The organism is Nonomuraea sp. NPDC001699, assembly GCF_053596455.1.
In genome coordinates this window covers 34,068-49,782 of record NZ_JBSFGF010000031.1, presented here as the reverse complement: position 1 = coordinate 49,782, position 15,715 = coordinate 34,068, and the positions used below count along the sequence as shown (strand labels likewise).

Here is a 15,715-nt window from a genome sequence, read left to right as displayed (position 1 = left end):
GAACGGTCAGCCCTTGGCGATGGAGGCCTCGTACTCGGCCCGCATCGCCTCGCCGCCCCTGCCCAGCCACTTCTTGACGAAGGCCGGCCAGTCCGACATCGACTTACGGCCGGTCACGATGTCGTCGACCATGTCCTTGCCCATGGTGCTCAGCTCACCGTTCTTCTGCGTGTAGGTGTCGGAGAAGTGGCCGGTGGTGACGCGCTCCTGAAGCATAGGCGCGATCTTGGTCTCGAAGTCGTGGATGAGCTTGGTGCGCTCGGGCTGGCCGGGCAGGAACAGCGCGGACGGCGAGCCGATCACGAACGAGAGCGGCTGCTGCGTGGTGGGCACCTCGGCCGCGCCCTTGTCGGTGAAGGCGAGGTCGCCGTCCTTCTTGGTGAAGTGGGTGCCCTCGACGCCGAAGTTGACCAGCTCGTACTCCTGCGTGCCGAACGGGGCGGTCAGGTAGTTGAGCACGCCGAGCAGGGTCTCGATGCGCTTGGGGTCCACCTTCTTGCTGATCGAGGTGAAGCCCACCGAGCCGAGGCCGGCGTTGTAGACCGGCTTGGACGACGGCGTGGCCGCGAAGGGCACGATCGCGCCCAGCTTGTACTTCTGGGTCTTGGCGTCGTTGAGGAAGCCGGGGAACGACTCGACGTACGCGCCGATCTGGCCGTTGGCGACCTTGTCCTTGATGGTGGCCAGGGCGGGGTCGGGCCAGAACAGGTTGGCCTTGAAGCACTTGACCGCGAGCTCCAGGGCCGCCTGGTACTCGGGCGTCTCGAACTGGTGGGTCAGCTTGCCCCCGGCCAGCTTCCAGGTGTTGGGGGCGCCGTACCAGTGGCTGAACATGTGCACGTGGTTGTAGTAGCTCGGTTCGAGCGGGTACTTGTTCTTCTTCACGTCCAGCAGCTGCTTGGCCTTGGCCAGGAAGTCGTCGGCGCCGGTGAAGGCCGTGCCGCCGACCGGCTCCCAGTAGTCGGTGTTGACCAGGAACACCTGCCCGAACCGGCTGTAGGCCACCGCCACGCCGTACAGCTTCCCGTCCGTGACCGCGGACTTCCAGGTCACGTCGCCCAGGTTGGCCAGGTTCGGATACTTCTTGATCGCGTCGCCGCTCAGGTACGACGTCAGGTCGTGGAACTTGGCCGCCAGCAGCTCGGGCACCCGCTGCAGACCCTGGTTCGGCGGGAACCAGACCAGGTCGGGCAGGTCGTCGCTGGCGATGATGGCGTTGAACTTGTCGGGGTAGCCGTCGCCCACCACGATGTTCATGCTCCACTCGGAGCCCAGGGCCTTGCCCAGCTCCTGGAGGTAGGTGTTCTGGCCGGGCGCGGGCGGCGCGACGTCCCACGTCTGGGTGAGCGAGGTGATCTTCTGGCCGTCGCCGGGCGCGGTGGCGACGGACTTGACCAGCTCGCTCGGGTACTTCAGGTACGCCGGGTCCTGGCCCGCGTCGATCGGCAGGTCGGGCGTGGGGATCTTGGCGGCGGTGTACGTCGGCAGCGTCAGCTTCTTGGACAGATCGGCGCCGCCCTGCTTCACACCCGCGGGGCCGCCCTCGCCTCCGCAGGCCGCGAGCCCGGCTACCGTGGCGCCGGCGAGCGCGAGTCCGAGGAATCCACGACGGGACATGATGGATGACATGGTTGCTCCCGGGTTCTCAGCCCTTGATGGCGCCGGTGAGGACGCCCTTGGTGAAGTACTTCTGGAGGAAGGGGTAGGCGAGCAGGATCGGCACGAGCGCGATGATGAGCACCGCCATCTGCACCGATGAGGCGGGCAGGTCGCGCACGATCGCGACGTCCGAGCCCGTGGCCGCGGTGCCGCGGAAGATGAACTGCCGCAGCACGACCTGGATGGGGTGCTTGGTCTGGTCGTTGATGTAGAGGATGGCGTTGAAGAACGTGTTCCAGTACGAGACCGCGTAGAACAGGCCGACGACGGCGATCACCGCCTTGGACAGCGGAATCGCGATCCGCCACATCATGCGGAACTCGCCGCACCCGTCCATGCGGGCGGCCTCGAACAGCTCCTCGGGCAGGTTCTGGAAGAACGACCTGACCACGACCACGTTGAACGCGTTGACCAGCACCGGCACGATGAGCGACTGGTAGGTGTCGATCATCCCGAGTTCCTTGACCATCAGGTAGCTCGGGATCATGCCGGGCGTGAACAGGAACGTGGCCAGCACCATGAGCAGGATCGGCTTGCCGCCGAGCATGCCGCGCCGCGACAGCGCGTAGCCGAGGAAGACCGTGCAGATCAGGCTGAGCGCGGTGCCGGTGAGCGTGATGCCGATGCTGATCAGCACCGACCGGGTGACCGCGCCGCCGGACAGGATCAGCGAGTACGCCTCGAACGTAGGGTGCGAGGGCCAGAGCACGTAGCTGCCGCCGTTGGCGATGCTCTCGGCGCGTCCCATCAGGCTCGTGCCGACGGCCAGCCCGAACGGGTACAGCACGACCACGGTGATCGCGGTCAGCACGACGAACTTGAGCGTGCGCCCGGCGACGGTCGGGCGCTCCATCCACGGCGGCCTCATCGATAGATCCCTTGCTCTCCGAAGCGGTGCGCGAGCTTGTTCGCCGCGTAGATGAGCGCCGCGCCGATGAGCCCCTTCATGAGGCCGGCCGCGGTGCTCATGCCCCAGTCGCCGTCCCGGATGCCGTGGTAGTAGACGTAGGTGTCGATGACCTCGGCCGCTCCGGCGCCCACGGCCTCCCGTTGCAGGACCATCTGCTCGAAGCCGACGGACAGGATGTCGCCCAGGCGCAGGATGAGCATCATGAGGATGACCGAGCGGATGCCGGGCAGCGTGACGTGCCACAGGCGGCGTTTCCAGTCGGCGCCGTCGATCGCGGCGGCCTCGTACTGGCTCATGTCGATCGCGGTGATCGCGGCCAGGAAGATGATCGTGCCCCAGCCGCAGTCCTTCCAGATCACCTGGGCGGTCACGAGGAGCTTGAAGGTGTCGGCGTTCGACATCAGGTTGCCGATGGTGACGCCGTGCGAGTTCAGGAACGAGCTCACCGTGCCGGCCCCGCCGATGACCTGCTGGAACATCGCCACCACGACCACCCACGACAGGAAGTGCGGCAGGTAGACGACGGTCTGGATGAACCGCTTGACGCGGTGGCCGATCAGGGAGTTCAGCAGGAGCGCGAGCGCGATCGGGGCCGGGAAGTAGAGGACGAGCTGCAGCGCCGTGATCTGCAGGGTGTTGCCGACCGCGCTCCAGAACTCGGGCTCCTCCAGCAGCATCACGAAGTTGTCCAGGCCCACCCAGGGGCTGCCCGCGATGCCGAGGAACGGCGCGTAGTCCTTGAAGGCGATGACGTTGCCCAGCAGCGGCACGTAGAAGAAGGCCACGAAATACAGGACGCCGGGCAGGCACAGGGCCAGCAGCGTCCAGTCGCGCTTCAGCCGCTCAAGCAGGGTGACAGCGGCCACACGCTCACCTCCAGTCGGGTCGGGATTGGCTGGAGGCTAGTACCGATTTATGCAAATAACTAGCTTAAATCGAGCAGATCTACGCACGACTGCCGGATCGATGTCACTCAGCGACATGGCCGTGACAGAACGGTGACCTAATTAACCAAGAAAGCTACGTAAAGAGCAGTCGATTCGCCTGGTCGAGGGCAAAACGGACAGCACCCAGCGTGATGCACTCGCTGCCCAGCCCTGACGCGACCACCTCCGGCGGATAGAGGCAGTACTCCTCGAACACCTCGCGCACCGGCTCGACCAGCAGGTCTCCGGCCGAGGACAGGCTGCCGCCGATGACCACCAAGTCCGGGTCGAGCGGATTGACCACCGTGATGAGCCCGGCGGCCAGGCCGCGCGCCAACTCCCTGACCGCCCGGCCCGCCCGCTCGTCGCCGGCGCGGGCCCTGGCGATCGCGAACTCGGCGCTCTGCCTGCTGGAGCGCAGCTCGCCCGGCTCGACGGCCATCGCGTACTCCAGGACGTGCCGGAAGGCCGTCCAGTTGTTGTGCGGCTGGGCGCCGATCTCACCGCCGGCCGCGTGCGCCCCCCGGTACGGCCGGCCGCCGATGAGCAGGCCCATGCCGATGCGGTCGCCGGTGAACAGGTAGACGACGTCGTCGCGGCCCTGGGCGGCGCCCCGCCAGTGCTCGGCGAGGACGGCCAGGCGCATGTCGTTCTCGACGAGCACCGGCGCGGGGATGCGGGCCGACAGCTCGCCCTGGAGGTCGATGCCGGTCCAGTCGGACAGGGCGACACTCTTCACGACGCGCCCGGAGCCGTCGACCGTGCCGGTGGTGCCCACGCCGACGACGGTGACGTCCGCGAGCGCCAGCCCGGCCTGGGCGGCGGTCGCCGAGGCGAGCTCGACGATCTCGTCCAGCCGCTCGGCGGCGGGCATGTCCCGGTGGTTGGGCGCGCGGCGGGTGACCGTGATCGTGCCGTTCAGGTCGGCCAGCATGGCGCGCAGGCTGGAACCGCCGATGCCGACGCCCAGCACGTGCCCCGCCGAGGCGCGGAACCTGAACCGCTTGGCCGGTCGCCCTCGCTGGCGGTCGCCGGCCTCCTCCTCGCACTCCTCCGCCCAGCCCTCGGTGACCAGGTCGTCGACGATGACCTCGGCCGTCGGCCTGGACACCCGGGCCGCCCTGGCCAGCTCCGACAGCGTGGCCACGTCGGCCTCGCGCAGCACGCGCAGGATGGCCGCCGAGTTGAGCTTGCGCAGGAGCGAGGCGTCGCCGCTCTGCTGTCGCACCGATACCTCCGAGTCGACGGGCAGGTCATCTACAAGCTTATTTCGTAATTGTGCCTGGTCCCGCTGCCGCGTGAAGCTGAGCTGTGGGGGCACTTAAGAATCCCTCGATGGACAGGTTCCGAGGGGAGCGGGCACAGTGCGTTAGGTTCGGAACAGGGGGAAGTGAATCGATGAAAGCGCTGGTCAAGCAGAAGGCCGAGCCCGGCCTTTGGCTGGTGGACGTGCCGGAGCCCGAGGTTCGGCCGGGCGAGGTGAAGATCCGGGTGCTGCGTACCGGCATCTGTGGCACCGACCTGCACATCCGCAAATATGACGACTGGGCGCGGCACACGCTGAAGCTCCCGCTCGTCGTCGGACACGAGTTCAGCGGCCACGTGGTCGAGGTCGCGCCCGGTGTGGAGGACATCGCCGTCGGCGACCTGGTGAGCGGCGAGGGCCACATCGTCTGCGGCAAGTGCCGCAACTGCATGGCCGGACGCCGCCACCTGTGCCGCAACACGGTCGGCCTCGGCGTGAACCGGGACGGCGCGTTCGCCGAGTTCGTCACCCTGCCCGCCTCGAACGTGTGGGTGCACCGGGTGCCCGTTCATCCCGACGTGGCGGCCATCTTCGACCCGTTCGGCAACGCCGTGCACACCGCACTGTCCTTCCCCCTGGTCGGCGAGGACGTGCTGATCACCGGCGCCGGCCCGATCGGCCTCATGGCCGCGGCCGTGGCCACGCACGTCGGCGCGCGCAACGTGGTGATCACCGACGTCAGCGACGAGCGCCTCGACCTGGCCGGCAAGCTCGGCGTCTCGCTCGCGCTCAACGTCTCCAGGGCGTCGATCGGCGAGGGCGTGCGCCAGCTCCACATGCGGGAGGGCTTCGACGTCGGGCTGGAGATGTCCGGTAACCCAGGGGCCATGCGAGACATGATCGCGAACATGACGCACGGAGGGAAGATCGCGATGCTCGGTCTTCCCGCCGAGGAGTTCGCCGTCGACTGGGCGACCGTGGTGACCTCGATGCTCACGATCAAGGGCGTTTACGGCCGGGAGATGTACGAGACCTGGTACAACATGTCAGTCCTGCTGGAAAAGGGGCTCGACCTCTCCCCCGTGATCACTGATCGGTTTTCGTACCACGACTTCGACGCCGCCTTCGACACGGCCGCGAGCGGCCGTACGGGCAAGGTCATCCTCGATTGGAGCGCTTGATGTTCACGAACGTGCGCGAGCAGCTGCGTACGACGCTCGACGAGATCACCGAGGCCGGGCTGCTCAAGCCCGAGCGGGTGATCACCACCCCGCAGAGCTCCCAGGTCGGCGTGGCCGGGCGCGAGGTGCTGAACTTCTGCGCCAACAACTACCTGGGCCTGGCCGACAACCCCGAGGTGGTCGAGGCGGCCAAGCAGGCGCTCGACCGCTGGGGCTTCGGCATGGCGTCCGTGCGGTTCATCTGCGGCACCCAGGAGGTGCACAAGGAGCTCGAATCGCGCCTGTCGGACTTCCTGGGCATGGAGGACACCGTCCTCTACAGCTCGTGCTTCGACGCCAACGGCGGCGTCTTCGAGACCCTGCTCGACGCCCAGGACGCGGTGATCTCCGACGCGCTCAACCACGCGAGCATCATCGACGGCATCCGGCTGTCCAAGGCCCAGCGCTTCCGCTACGCCAACCGTGACATGGCCGAGCTGGAGGCCAGGCTCAAGGAGGCGTCCGACGCCCGGCGGCGGCTGATCGTCACCGACGGCGTCTTCTCCATGGACGGCTACCTCGCCCCCCTGCGCGAGATCTGCGACCTGGCCGACCGGTACGACGCCATGGTCATGGTGGACGACTCCCACGCCGTCGGCTTCGTCGGCCCCACCGGCCGTGGCACACCCGAGCTGCACGGCGTGACCGACCGCGTCGACATCATCACCGGCACCCTGGGCAAGGCGCTCGGCGGGGCCAGCGGCGGCTACGTCTCGGCCCGCAAGGAGGTCTGCGAGCTGCTGCGCCAGCGGTCGCGGCCGTACCTGTTCTCCAACTCCCTGGCCCCCGTCATCGCGGCGGCCTCGCTGCGCATCCTCGACCTGCTGGAGACGTCCGGCGAGGCGCGCGAGCGGCTGCGCTCGAACACCGCGCGCTTCCGCGGCGAGATGACCAAGGCCGGGTTCGACATCCTGCCGGGCGATCACCCGATCGTGCCCGTGATGATCGGCGACGCCGGCGAGGCGGGAGCCATGGCCGAACGCCTCCTCGACCTGGGTGTCTACGTGATCGGCTTCTCCTACCCGGTCGTCCCGCACGGCCAGGCCAGGATCAGGGTGCAGCTTTCGGCCGCCCACTCGGCCGAGGACGTCGACCGGGCCGTGGCGGCGTTCGTCCAGGCTCGCCAGGGTTGAGTATTCTCGCTGCGTGATTGACACGCGGCGGCTTCGCACACTGCGGGCGGTGGCCGACCACGGCACGGTCACCGCCGCCGCGGCGGCGCTCCACCTGACCCCTTCGGCGGTCTCCCAGCAGCTCGTGGCTCTGGAGCACGAGGTGGGCCACCGGCTGTTCACGCGTGACGGCCGGGGCGTGCACCTCACCGCCGTGGGCAAGATCATGGTGGGGCACGCCAACGAGGTGCTGGCCCAGCTCGAACGCGCCGAGGCCGAGGTGGCCGCGTACACCACGGGCGAGGCCGGCGAGGTGACCGTGGCCTGCTTCGCCACCGCGATCAGCGCCGTGCTCTCCCCCGCCATCGCCGCCCTGCGCGCCACCGCGCCCGCCCTCAAGGTCCGGGTGCTCGACGCCGAGGGCGACCACAGCCTGGCCATGCTGCTCGACGGCGGGGCCGACCTGGCGGTGACGGTCGAGTACCGGGGCGGGCCCGATGCCGCCGACCGCCGGCTGTCGCGCATCCCCCTGTACGCCGAGCCGTTCGACCTGGTCCTGCCGGAGGGGCATCCGGAAGCGGGGTCGGCCACGCTGGTGTCGCTCGCCGCCGACACCTGGATCGGCCCCTACCCGGGCAATCCCGTGCACGACGTCATCACCTTCGCCTGCCAGCAGGTGGGCTTCACGCCCAACGTCGTCCACTGCTCCGACGACTTCCGGGCCGTGGTGGCGCTGGTGGGGGCGGGGGCGGGGGTGGCGCTCGTACCGCGGCTCGCGCTCCGGGACATGGCGCTGACGGGGGTCGTGGTGCGCCACACGCCGGGGCCCGACCGCCGGGTCTTCGCCGCGACCCGCCGGGGCTCAGACGCACACCCCCTGCTCCTCCCCCTGCTCTCCGCCCTGCGCACGGTCGCCGCCTCCCTCACCTCCGACTGACCGCCCCCGGAGGGCCGCTCCAGGGCCGTCGCGACCCTGTGGAAGGCCGGGGCAGCGCTCTGCCGCCTTCCGGACGGGGAAGATCGGCGATCTTGGGGTTAGCGTGGGCGTATGGGGATGGATATGCCGTATCGGGGCCTGTTCAGGATGCCGGGGGTCGGGGCGCAGGCCGTGTTCGGCTTCCTTTCCCAGCTCACGCAGCAGGTCGCGCCCGTAGGGATGGTCCTGGTCGTGCAGGCGGCGACCGGGTCGCTGGCGCTCGCCGGGACGTGCGCGGCGGCGTTCTCGGTGGGCGCGGGCATGGGCAGGCCCGTCCAGGGGCGGCTGATGGACCGGCGCGGCCCTCGGGCGGTGCTCACGGCGACGGCGTTCCTGCACGTCGCCGGGCTGATCGCACTGGTCGCTGCGGCGGCGGGCGGCTGGCCGGCGTGGACGTTCGTGGCGCTGGGCTGGGTCGCCGGGGCCGGGCTGCCGCCGATCTCGGTGAGCATGCGCGTCGAATGGGGGCGGCAGGTCGGCGACGACGCCCGTACGGCCGTCTACAGCCTGGTCTACCTGGTGCAGGAGCTGGCCATGCTGGTCGGGCCGCTGCTGTTCGGGCTGGTGATCGCGGCGGCCTCGTCCTCGCTGGCGCTGGGGGTGGTGGCGGTGGCCGCGGGGGCGGGCACGCTGGCCTTCTCGCGGGCGCTGCGGGCCGACGGGACGGCTCCCGTACGGGAGGGCGGGCGGGTCTTCGCCGACCGCGGGATGCCGGCGCTGCTGGCCGTGGTGGTGCTGCTGCTCGGCGGGACCATGGGCGCGCTGCAGGTGGGGGTGCCCGCGATGGCCGCCGCCCGGGACGTGCCCGCCGCCACCGGGCTGCTCGTGGCGGCGCTCTCACTGGGCGGCATCGCCGGGGCGGCCGGGTACGGGGCCCGTACGTGGGCGTCCTCGCCGGCGGCGCGGCTGGTGGGGTTGATGCTGGTGCTCGGGGTCGTGCTGGCGCCGCTGGCGGTGGTCGGGGCGTTGCCGGCGTTCTGGGCGATGCTGTTCGCCGGGGGGCTGGTGCTGAATCCGGCGCTGACGACGTCGTCGCTGCTGGTGGACCGGTTCGCGCCCGGGGCCCAGGGAGAGGCGTTCGGGTGGTTGTCCACGGCCATGGGGATGGGCGCCGCGGCGGGATCGGGGGTGGCGGGGGTGGCCGGGCAGTGGTCCGGGGCGTCGGCGCCGTTCCTGGTGAGCGCGGCGTCCGCCCTGCTGGGCGCCCTGCTCGCGGTCCCACTGCTCGGTAGGAAAAGAGCGTGACGGTGGTCAGGAGCGGGCTGTGGTGACGGCGTCCGTGAAGCGGGTGTAGCGGTCGAGTTCGGCCGTCACGGGGTCCAGCACGTAGTTCTCGGCGACCTCGCCGATGGCGGTACGCAGGGCCCGCGCCGTACGTCCGGCCCTGCGCCGCCCGCCCGCCCACGCGGCCAGTCGGGACAACAACGCGATCACCACCCCGGCCAGCGCGCCGCCCGCCAGCAGCACGGTCGGCCACGGCACCGCGCCCAGGGTGGGGAGCGGCGGCTGCGGCAGGCGCAGGTAGTCCATCCCGAACAGCACGCCCAGCCACAGGGCGCCCGCCGCCATGGTGGCGAAGACGACCCACTGCAACACGTTCACCATCCGCCACCACCGCGGCCTGCGGGTGGTCCCGGCGGTGGTGCGGCCCACGGCCCGGTCGACCGCGTCGGCCAGTTCCGGGGAGCGCGAGCGCGCGGCCTGCCGCACCGCCGCCGCCCACGGGCCGGGCAGGTCCGCCGCGGCCGCCTCGCCGACGTCCCTGATCGCCGTCTCGACCTGCGTGCGCTGTACGGCCGACGCCGCCGGCACCGACGTACGCCCCACGATCTCCTTGTCCGGCCGCCCCACCCCGATCCTGAGCCTGCGCAACGGGTCGGGCCGGAACCTGCGCAGCCACCGGGTGACCGGCCAGCCCGTGGCGACCACGGCACGGTGCCGGTGTCCCTTGGCCACGGCCTCCAGGACCAGCGGCACCCCGGCGGCCTGGGAGAGCGCGCCCGTGAGCCGCCGGTCCAGCCCCGCCACCCGCTTGGCGCCGGGGCCGGGCGGCGGGCCGTCCACGGCCAGGTGGCCGGCGGCGGTGGTGACGTCGGCGGCCAGGCGGGCGGCCCACGACTCGCGCCGGGCGACCCGGTCGGCCAGGATCGAGCGCAGCTCCGGCAGGCCGGCGCCGGTCCTGGCGGAGACCGGCAGCACCGGCACGCCCGCGAGCCCGTCCTCCTCCAGGAGGCGGCGCAGGTCGGCCACGCAGCGTTCCACAGCCTGTGGAGGCAGGCGGTCCACCTGGTTGAGCACCACCAGCATCACGTCGCGGTGTCCGGCCAGCGGACGCAGGTAGCGCTCGTGCAGCGCGGCGTCGGCGTACTTCTGGGGGTCGACGACCCAGACGAGAAGGTCCACCAGCGCCACCAGGCGGTCCACCTCAAGGCGATGGGAGAGCCGGATCGAGTCGTGGTCGGGCAGGTCGAGGAGGACGAGACCGGACGTCCCCGGCGCCTCGGCGGCGGAGTGGCGGCGCGGGACGTCGAGCCAGTCCAGCAGCGGGCCGGCGCCCTCGCCGTCCCACAGGGCGGCCTGGGCGGTGGAGGTCGTGGGCCTGGTGACGCCCACGGCGGCCAGTTCCTCGCCGGCCAGGGCGTTGTAGAGGGAGGACTTGCCGCTGCCCGTCGCGCCGGCGAGCGCGGCCACGGTGTGGTCGACCGAGAGGCTGCGGCGTGCGCCGGCCCGTTCCGCGACGGCCCGCGCGGCGGACACGTCCTGCTCGGGGAGGCGTCCCTCGGCCAGTTCGGCGGCCTCCAGCAGGGCGGCCAGCCGGGCGTCGAGCGAGGGGCCCTCCTTGCGGCGCAGCAGCTTCACGGCCCCTCCGCACGGTCGGGAGCGGGCGACTCGGCCGTGGGACCGTCAGGAGCGGGCAGCTCGGCTGTCGGGGCCTCAGGAGCGGGGAGTTCAGCTGTCGGGGCCTCAGGGGCGGGGAGTTCGGCCGTGCGGGGGGTGGGGAGTTCGGCGCGGTGGTCGTGGATCGCGCGGGCCGCCGCGCGCAACGCGTCGGCCGTGCCCCTGGGCGGTTCGACGGTCTCCAGCCGGGCGGTGAAGCGGGCGGCCTCCTCCGCCAGCAGCACGCGCACCCGTTCCCGCAGGTCCTCGCGGGCCCGCGTGGTCAGCGAGCGCACGGCCTGGTCGCCGAAGACGGCCTCCAGCAGCTTCTGCGACAACACGCTCGTCCCGCCCGCGATGCCGACCTCGATCCCGGTGAGCCCGCCGGTCGAGGCGAACACGGCCAGCATGAGCAGCAGCCCCGCCCCGTTGACCCCGAACGACGCGAGCCGCGCCGTGGTCCGCTTCTCCGCCCCCTCCTCCCGTACGAGGTCGAGGACGAACTCCTGCCAGCCGCGCACCGCCGCCTCGGCCCGCCTGCCCAGGTCCGGAGAGGCCCGGCCGAGCCGCGCGGCCTCCATGGCGCCGAGCCGGTCGAGCAGCCCGCCCCCGCCGGGCGCGGCCGACCACCCTTCGAGCGCGCGTTCGGCCGCGCCGTCGGCCGCGCCCCTGATCAGCGACTCGACGCCGCTCTCCAGGGCGTCCTTGAGCTCGACGGCGGGGGCGCGGCCGGTGAAGAAGCCGACGATCCGGTCACGCAGCCACCCGACCCGGCTCTCCAGGGACCGCATGAGGTCGCCGGTGCCGATGAAGTCCTGCCAGCGGGCCAGCACCTCGCCGCGCAGCAGGGAGCCGTCGCGCATGCCCTCGTCGAAGTCGGCCATGCCGCCCGCGTACGCGCCGGTCACGATCGTCCGCAGCCCGTCGAAGGCGGCCTGCTGGCGCTCGACGGCCGTGGCCAGCGCGGGGACGCGGGTGTCCAGGCTGTCCAGGGCGCCCGACAACGTCTGGCGTACGACCCGGGACCGTTCGGCGGCGTCGGCGGCCAGCCCCGTGAGCCAGGAGACGATGGGCCGCACCGACTCCTCCGGCAGCCGCGCCTTCTCGTCGGGCAGCGCGGCCTCCGGCACGGTGAACAGCCGGGTGCCCGACAGGCCGTTCTCCGCCAGGAGGCGGTCGAGGTCACGGGAGACGGGCTCGACGGCCTCGGGCGCGATCCGGTCGAGGACGACGGCCAGGGCCGTGCTGCGTTCGCGGGCCGAGCGCAGGAAGCTCCAGGGCACCTCGTCGGCGTACCGGGCGGCGGTGGTGACGAACAGCCACAGGTCGGCGGCAGCGAGGAGCTGCGCGGCGAGCTCCCGGTTGGAGGTCACCACGGAGTCGATGTCGGGGGCGTCGAGCAGCGCCAGCCCGGCGCCGAGCGCGTCGGACACGACCACGCGCAGCGAGCCGGCACCGCCGGCAGCACTGGGCCTCCCGGGGCCGCCGGTGGCGCGGGACAGGCTGGGCAGCACGTTCTGGCCCGTGAACCAGTCGCGGTCGGCCGGGCTGACGACGAGCGTGGGCACCAGCGTGGTGGGCCGCAGCACGCCCGGCTCGGCCACGTCGGCTCCGACCAGCGAGTTGACCAGCGTGGACTTGCCCGCCCCGGTGGACCCGCCGACGACGGCCAGCAGCGGCGCGTCGATCGCCCGCAGCCGCGGCAGCAGGTAGTCGTCGAGCTGGCCGGTCAGCTCGCGCAGGGCACGCCGGTCCGCCGCGGCCTCGCCGATCGCCAGCGGGAACAGCTCGCGATCGAGCGGGCGGCGCAACGACTCCAACGCCCCCAGCAGCTCCATAGGTGCCAACCCCGCTTCCCGCGGTACGCCGCTCGACACCTCGCGCCCGCAGGTCCACGCTACGGTGAGCGCGCCGGGACGGTCCACAGCGCGTGGCCGCGGGCCGGGGATCAACCGGCGGGCGGCGGCTCCCTGAGCACGTACCCGACGCTGCGCAGGGTGTGGATCAGGCGGGGCTCGACGTCGTCCACCTTGCGCCGCAGGTAGGAGACGTACGACTCGACGACGCCGGCGTCGCCGCCGAAGTCGTAGTTCCACACGTGGTCGAGGATCTGCGCCTTCGACAACACCCGTCCGGCGTTGACCATGAAGTAGTGCAGCAGCTTGAACTCGGTCGGGGACAGCCGGACCTGGCGGCCGGCCCGCCAGACCTCGCGGGCGTCCTCGTCCAGCTCCAGGTCGGCCACCTTGAGCCGGCTGACCGGCGCCCCCTCGGTCCTGGTACGCCGCAGCACCGCCCGGATCCTGGCCTGCACCTCCTCCAGGCTGAACGGCTTGGTGACGTAGTCGTCGCCTACCCGGAGACCGGCGATCTTGTCCTCGGTGGCGTCCCGGGCGGTGAGGAACAGCACGGGCGCGTCGATCCGTCTGGCCACCTCGAACCCGTCCAGGTCGGGCAGCATGACGTCGAGCACCACCAGGTCGGGCGCGGCGCGTTCGGCGACCTCCACGGCCTCCTGCCCGTCGGCGGCGGTCAGCACCTCGAACCCGGAGAAGCGCAGGCTGGCGGAGAGCAGGTCCCTGATGCTGGGCTCGTCGTCCACCACCATGATCAACGCCTCGCGGACCTCGGGTTTTGTCACGATTCCAGGGTGGCTCAGGCACCTGAGGGTTAGCTGAAGGCTCACTCCAAGGCGAGTGGGAGTTCGACCCTGAAGGTCGAGCCCTCCTCGGGCGAGCTGGTCAGCGTCACGGTCCCGCTGTGGGCCCGGACGAGCGCCTGCACGATGGCCAGGCCCAGCCCGCTGCCGCGGTCCTCGGAGGAGCGGCGGCGGCTGCGCGCGGAGTCGGCGCGGTAGAAGCGTTCGAAGACCCGCTCGACCTGCTCGGGGGGCAGGCCGGGGCCGCTGTCGGCGACCTCGGTGAAGACCGTGTCGTCGGTCGCCCCGGCGCGTACCACGATGGGCGTGCCGGGCTCGGTGTGCACGATGGCGTTGGTCATGAGGTTGCTGATGACCTGCCGCAGGCGCACTTCGTCACCGGAGACGATGAGGGCCGCGCCGCCGACCACGTCCAGCTTCACCGTACGGTCGGGCGCGAGGATCCGGGCGTCGTGCACGGCGTCGGCGACCAGGGCCAGCATGTCCACCGGGCGCATCTGCAGCGGGCGCTGCTGGTCCACCCTGGCCAGCAGCAGCAGGTCGTCGACCAGCAGGCTCATGCGCCCGGCGGCCTTCTCCACGCGCTGCATCAGCTCGGCGGGGTCGGCGCCGGGGTTCTGGCGGGCGTACTCGGCGAAGCCGCGGATCGAGGTCAGCGGGGTGCGCAGCTCGTGGGAGGCGTCGCCGACGAACTGGCGCATGCGGTCCTCGGAGCGGCGGGCCGCCGCCTCGGACGCCGAGCGCGCGGCGAAGGCGGTCTCGATCTGCGCCAGCATGCCGTTGAGCGACTTGGCCAGGCGGCCCACCTCGGTACGGGGGTCGGCGTCCGGCACCCGGCGGCCGAGCTCCCCGCCCGCGATGGCCTCGGCCGTGCGCTCGATCTGCCCGAGCGGCCGCATGCTGCGGCGGACGATGGTGACGCCCGCGACCGCCAGGATGAGCAGGATGCCGCCGCCGCCGAGCAGCTCGATCAGCACGAGCCGCCGGGTGATGGCGTCCACCTCCTCCAGGTCCACGGCGACGACCAGCGTGCGCCGCTGGAGCACGCTCTGCAGCACCCGCCACTCTCCGTCGCCGCCGACGGCGGGCGCGGTGTAGGCGTCGCCGCCGGGCGATCCGCGCAGGACGGGCTTGGGCTTGGCGTCCACGTCGCGGTCGCGCAACATCGGGACGAACTCCTCGCCCGGCTCCTTGACCAGCGCGATCGCGTCGGACTCGATGAGGATCGGGCGGTCGGGGGTCTCCCTGTCCCGCCGCCAGTCGCTCATGACCTTCTTGTGCATGCGCACACTGAGCAGGTTGAGCTGGCTGTCCACCCGGTCCATGAGGTAGCCGTGCAGCACCGAGACGCTGACCAGGCCGACGAAGGTCATGCCGCAGCCGAGCAGCGCCAGCATCGCCGCGATCAGCTTGACCCTCAGCGGCAGGGCTCTCATCAGGGGCTCGGTGGCAGGCGCAGCACGTATCCGACACCCCGCAGGGTGTGGATGAGCCGGGGGCTACGGTTGTCGATCTTCCTGCGCAGGACGGACACGTACGACTCCACGATGCCCACCTCGCCCCTGAAGTCGTAGTCCCAGACGTGGTCGAGGATCTGGGGCTTGGACAGCACGCGGCCGGCGTTCGTCATGAAGTAGCGCAGCAGCTTGAACTCGGTCGGCGAGAGCGAGACGGCGTGGCCGCCGCGCCAGACCTCGTGGCTCTCCTCGTCCAGCTCGATGTCGGCGAAGGTCAGCCTGGGCGGCGCGGCCTGCGCGTCCCCGCTCGTGCGCCGGAGCACCGCGTGGATCCTGGCCACGACCTCCTCCAGGCTGAACGGCTTGGTGACGTAGTCGTCGCCGCCGATCGTGAGCCCGCGGATCTTGTCCTCGGTCTCGTCGCGGGCGGTCAGGAACACCACGGGCGTGTGCAGCCCGCCGCTCCGCATCCGCCGGACGATCTCGAAGCCGTCCAGGTCGGGCAGCATGACGTCGAGCACGACGAGGTCGGGCCGGTGCCGTTGCACGGCGCTGACGGCGTCGAGGCCGCTCTTGGCCGTGGTCACGTCGAAGCCCGCGAACCTCAGGCTCGCGGCGAGGAGTTCGAGGATGTTGGGGTCGTCCTCGACTATCAGCAGGCGTGATTCCATCA

The 15,715-nt window shown here is 71.5% G+C and carries 13 protein-coding genes; 4 read left to right on the top strand and 9 right to left on the bottom strand.

Annotated features, from left to right (window positions below):
• Nucleotides 1–6: 6 nt before the first annotated feature.
• The 4 genes from ACWCSU_RS46985 to ACWCSU_RS46970 all read right to left on the bottom strand — a co-directional run bounded on the left by ACWCSU_RS46985 (nt 7) and on the right by ACWCSU_RS46970 (nt 4,723).
• Entirely contained in the window at nt 7–1,629 is a 1,623-nt protein-coding gene (locus ACWCSU_RS46985; RefSeq protein WP_449942861.1) for a hypothetical protein, read from the bottom strand.
• A 16-nt stretch (nt 1,630–1,645) separates the two neighbouring features.
• Nucleotides 1,646–2,527, bottom strand: a complete 882-nt coding sequence (locus ACWCSU_RS46980) for a carbohydrate ABC transporter permease (protein WP_449942859.1) — start codon at nt 2,525–2,527, stop codon at nt 1,646–1,648.
• On the bottom strand, nt 2,524–3,435 hold the full coding sequence (locus ACWCSU_RS46975; protein WP_352325034.1) for an ABC transporter permease: 912 nt from the start codon (nt 3,433–3,435) through the stop codon (nt 2,524–2,526). The genes ACWCSU_RS46980 and ACWCSU_RS46975 overlap by 4 nt, the downstream gene beginning before the upstream one ends.
• A gap of 154 nt (nt 3,436–3,589) precedes the next feature.
• Nucleotides 3,590–4,723, bottom strand: a complete 1,134-nt coding sequence (locus ACWCSU_RS46970; protein WP_449942856.1) for an ROK family protein — start codon at nt 4,721–4,723, stop codon at nt 3,590–3,592.
• A 170-nt stretch (nt 4,724–4,893) separates the two neighbouring features.
• On the opposite strand from ACWCSU_RS46970, the gene tdh reads away from it, so the two are divergent.
• The 4 genes from tdh (at nt 4,894) to ACWCSU_RS46950 (ending at nt 9,294) form a co-directional block, all read left to right on the top strand.
• Nucleotides 4,894–5,922 carry an L-threonine 3-dehydrogenase gene (tdh, locus tag ACWCSU_RS46965; protein WP_357696549.1) on the top strand — a complete coding sequence of 343 codons (1,029 nt, stop codon included), beginning with the start codon at nt 4,894–4,896 and terminating at the stop codon, nt 5,920–5,922.
• The gene (locus tag ACWCSU_RS46960) at nt 5,922–7,094 is read left to right on the top strand and encodes a glycine C-acetyltransferase (protein ID WP_357696551.1); all 1,173 of its coding nucleotides are present in this window, start codon (nt 5,922–5,924) and stop codon (nt 7,092–7,094) included. Before tdh ends, ACWCSU_RS46960 begins: the two co-directional genes overlap by 1 nt.
• A gap of 13 nt (nt 7,095–7,107) precedes the next feature.
• Nucleotides 7,108–8,010, top strand: a complete 903-nt coding sequence (locus tag ACWCSU_RS46955; protein ID WP_364095357.1) for a LysR family transcriptional regulator — start codon at nt 7,108–7,110, stop codon at nt 8,008–8,010.
• A 123-nt stretch (nt 8,011–8,133) separates the two neighbouring features.
• Nucleotides 8,134–9,294 (top strand): MFS transporter, encoded by a 1,161-nt coding sequence (locus ACWCSU_RS46950; protein WP_449942851.1) that lies wholly within the window; start codon nt 8,134–8,136, stop codon nt 9,292–9,294.
• A 6-nt stretch (nt 9,295–9,300) separates the two neighbouring features.
• On the opposite strand, the gene ACWCSU_RS46945 is transcribed toward ACWCSU_RS46950, so the two are convergent.
• From ACWCSU_RS46945 to ACWCSU_RS46925, 5 genes are all read right to left on the bottom strand, one after another.
• Nucleotides 9,301–10,908: a YfjP family GTPase gene (locus ACWCSU_RS46945; RefSeq protein WP_357696557.1), complete on the bottom strand. Its 1,608-nt coding sequence runs from the start codon at nt 10,906–10,908 to the stop codon at nt 9,301–9,303.
• The gene (locus ACWCSU_RS46940; RefSeq protein WP_449942848.1) at nt 10,905–12,764 is read right to left on the bottom strand and encodes an ABC transporter; all 1,860 of its coding nucleotides are present in this window, start codon (nt 12,762–12,764) and stop codon (nt 10,905–10,907) included. Before ACWCSU_RS46940 ends, ACWCSU_RS46945 begins: the two co-directional genes overlap by 4 nt.
• Before the next feature lie 110 nt (nt 12,765–12,874).
• The gene (locus ACWCSU_RS46935; protein WP_357696674.1) at nt 12,875–13,534 is read right to left on the bottom strand and encodes a response regulator transcription factor; all 660 of its coding nucleotides are present in this window, start codon (nt 13,532–13,534) and stop codon (nt 12,875–12,877) included.
• 74 nt (nt 13,535–13,608) lie between these two features.
• Nucleotides 13,609–15,021, bottom strand: a complete 1,413-nt coding sequence (locus tag ACWCSU_RS46930; protein WP_357696561.1) for a sensor histidine kinase — start codon at nt 15,019–15,021, stop codon at nt 13,609–13,611.
• The gene (locus ACWCSU_RS46925) at nt 15,021–15,713 is read right to left on the bottom strand and encodes a response regulator transcription factor (RefSeq protein ID WP_357696563.1); all 693 of its coding nucleotides are present in this window, start codon (nt 15,711–15,713) and stop codon (nt 15,021–15,023) included. The genes ACWCSU_RS46930 and ACWCSU_RS46925 overlap by 1 nt, the downstream gene beginning before the upstream one ends.
• Nucleotides 15,714–15,715 lie beyond the last annotated feature (2 nt).

Coding starts and splice junctions, on each gene's coding strand:
- ACWCSU_RS46985 (WP_449942861.1), bottom strand. CDS start 1,629: ATGTCATCCATCATGTCCCGTCGTGGATTCCTCGGACTCGCGCTCGCC.
- ACWCSU_RS46980 (WP_449942859.1), bottom strand. CDS start 2,527: ATGAGGCCGCCGTGGATGGAGCGCCCGACCGTCGCCGGGCGCACGCTC.
- tdh (WP_357696549.1), top strand. CDS start 4,894: ATGAAAGCGCTGGTCAAGCAGAAGGCCGAGCCCGGCCTTTGGCTGGTG.
- ACWCSU_RS46960 (WP_357696551.1), top strand. CDS start 5,922: ATGTTCACGAACGTGCGCGAGCAGCTGCGTACGACGCTCGACGAGATC.
- ACWCSU_RS46950 (WP_449942851.1), top strand. CDS start 8,134: ATGCCGTATCGGGGCCTGTTCAGGATGCCGGGGGTCGGGGCGCAGGCC.
- ACWCSU_RS46940 (WP_449942848.1), bottom strand. CDS start 12,764: ATGGAGCTGCTGGGGGCGTTGGAGTCGTTGCGCCGCCCGCTCGATCGC.
- ACWCSU_RS46935 (WP_357696674.1), bottom strand. CDS start 13,534: ATGGTGGTGGACGACGAGCCCAGCATCAGGGACCTGCTCTCCGCCAGC.
- ACWCSU_RS46930 (WP_357696561.1), bottom strand. CDS start 15,021: ATGAGAGCCCTGCCGCTGAGGGTCAAGCTGATCGCGGCGATGCTGGCG.
- ACWCSU_RS46925 (WP_357696563.1), bottom strand. CDS start 15,713: ATGGAATCACGCCTGCTGATAGTCGAGGACGACCCCAACATCCTCGAA.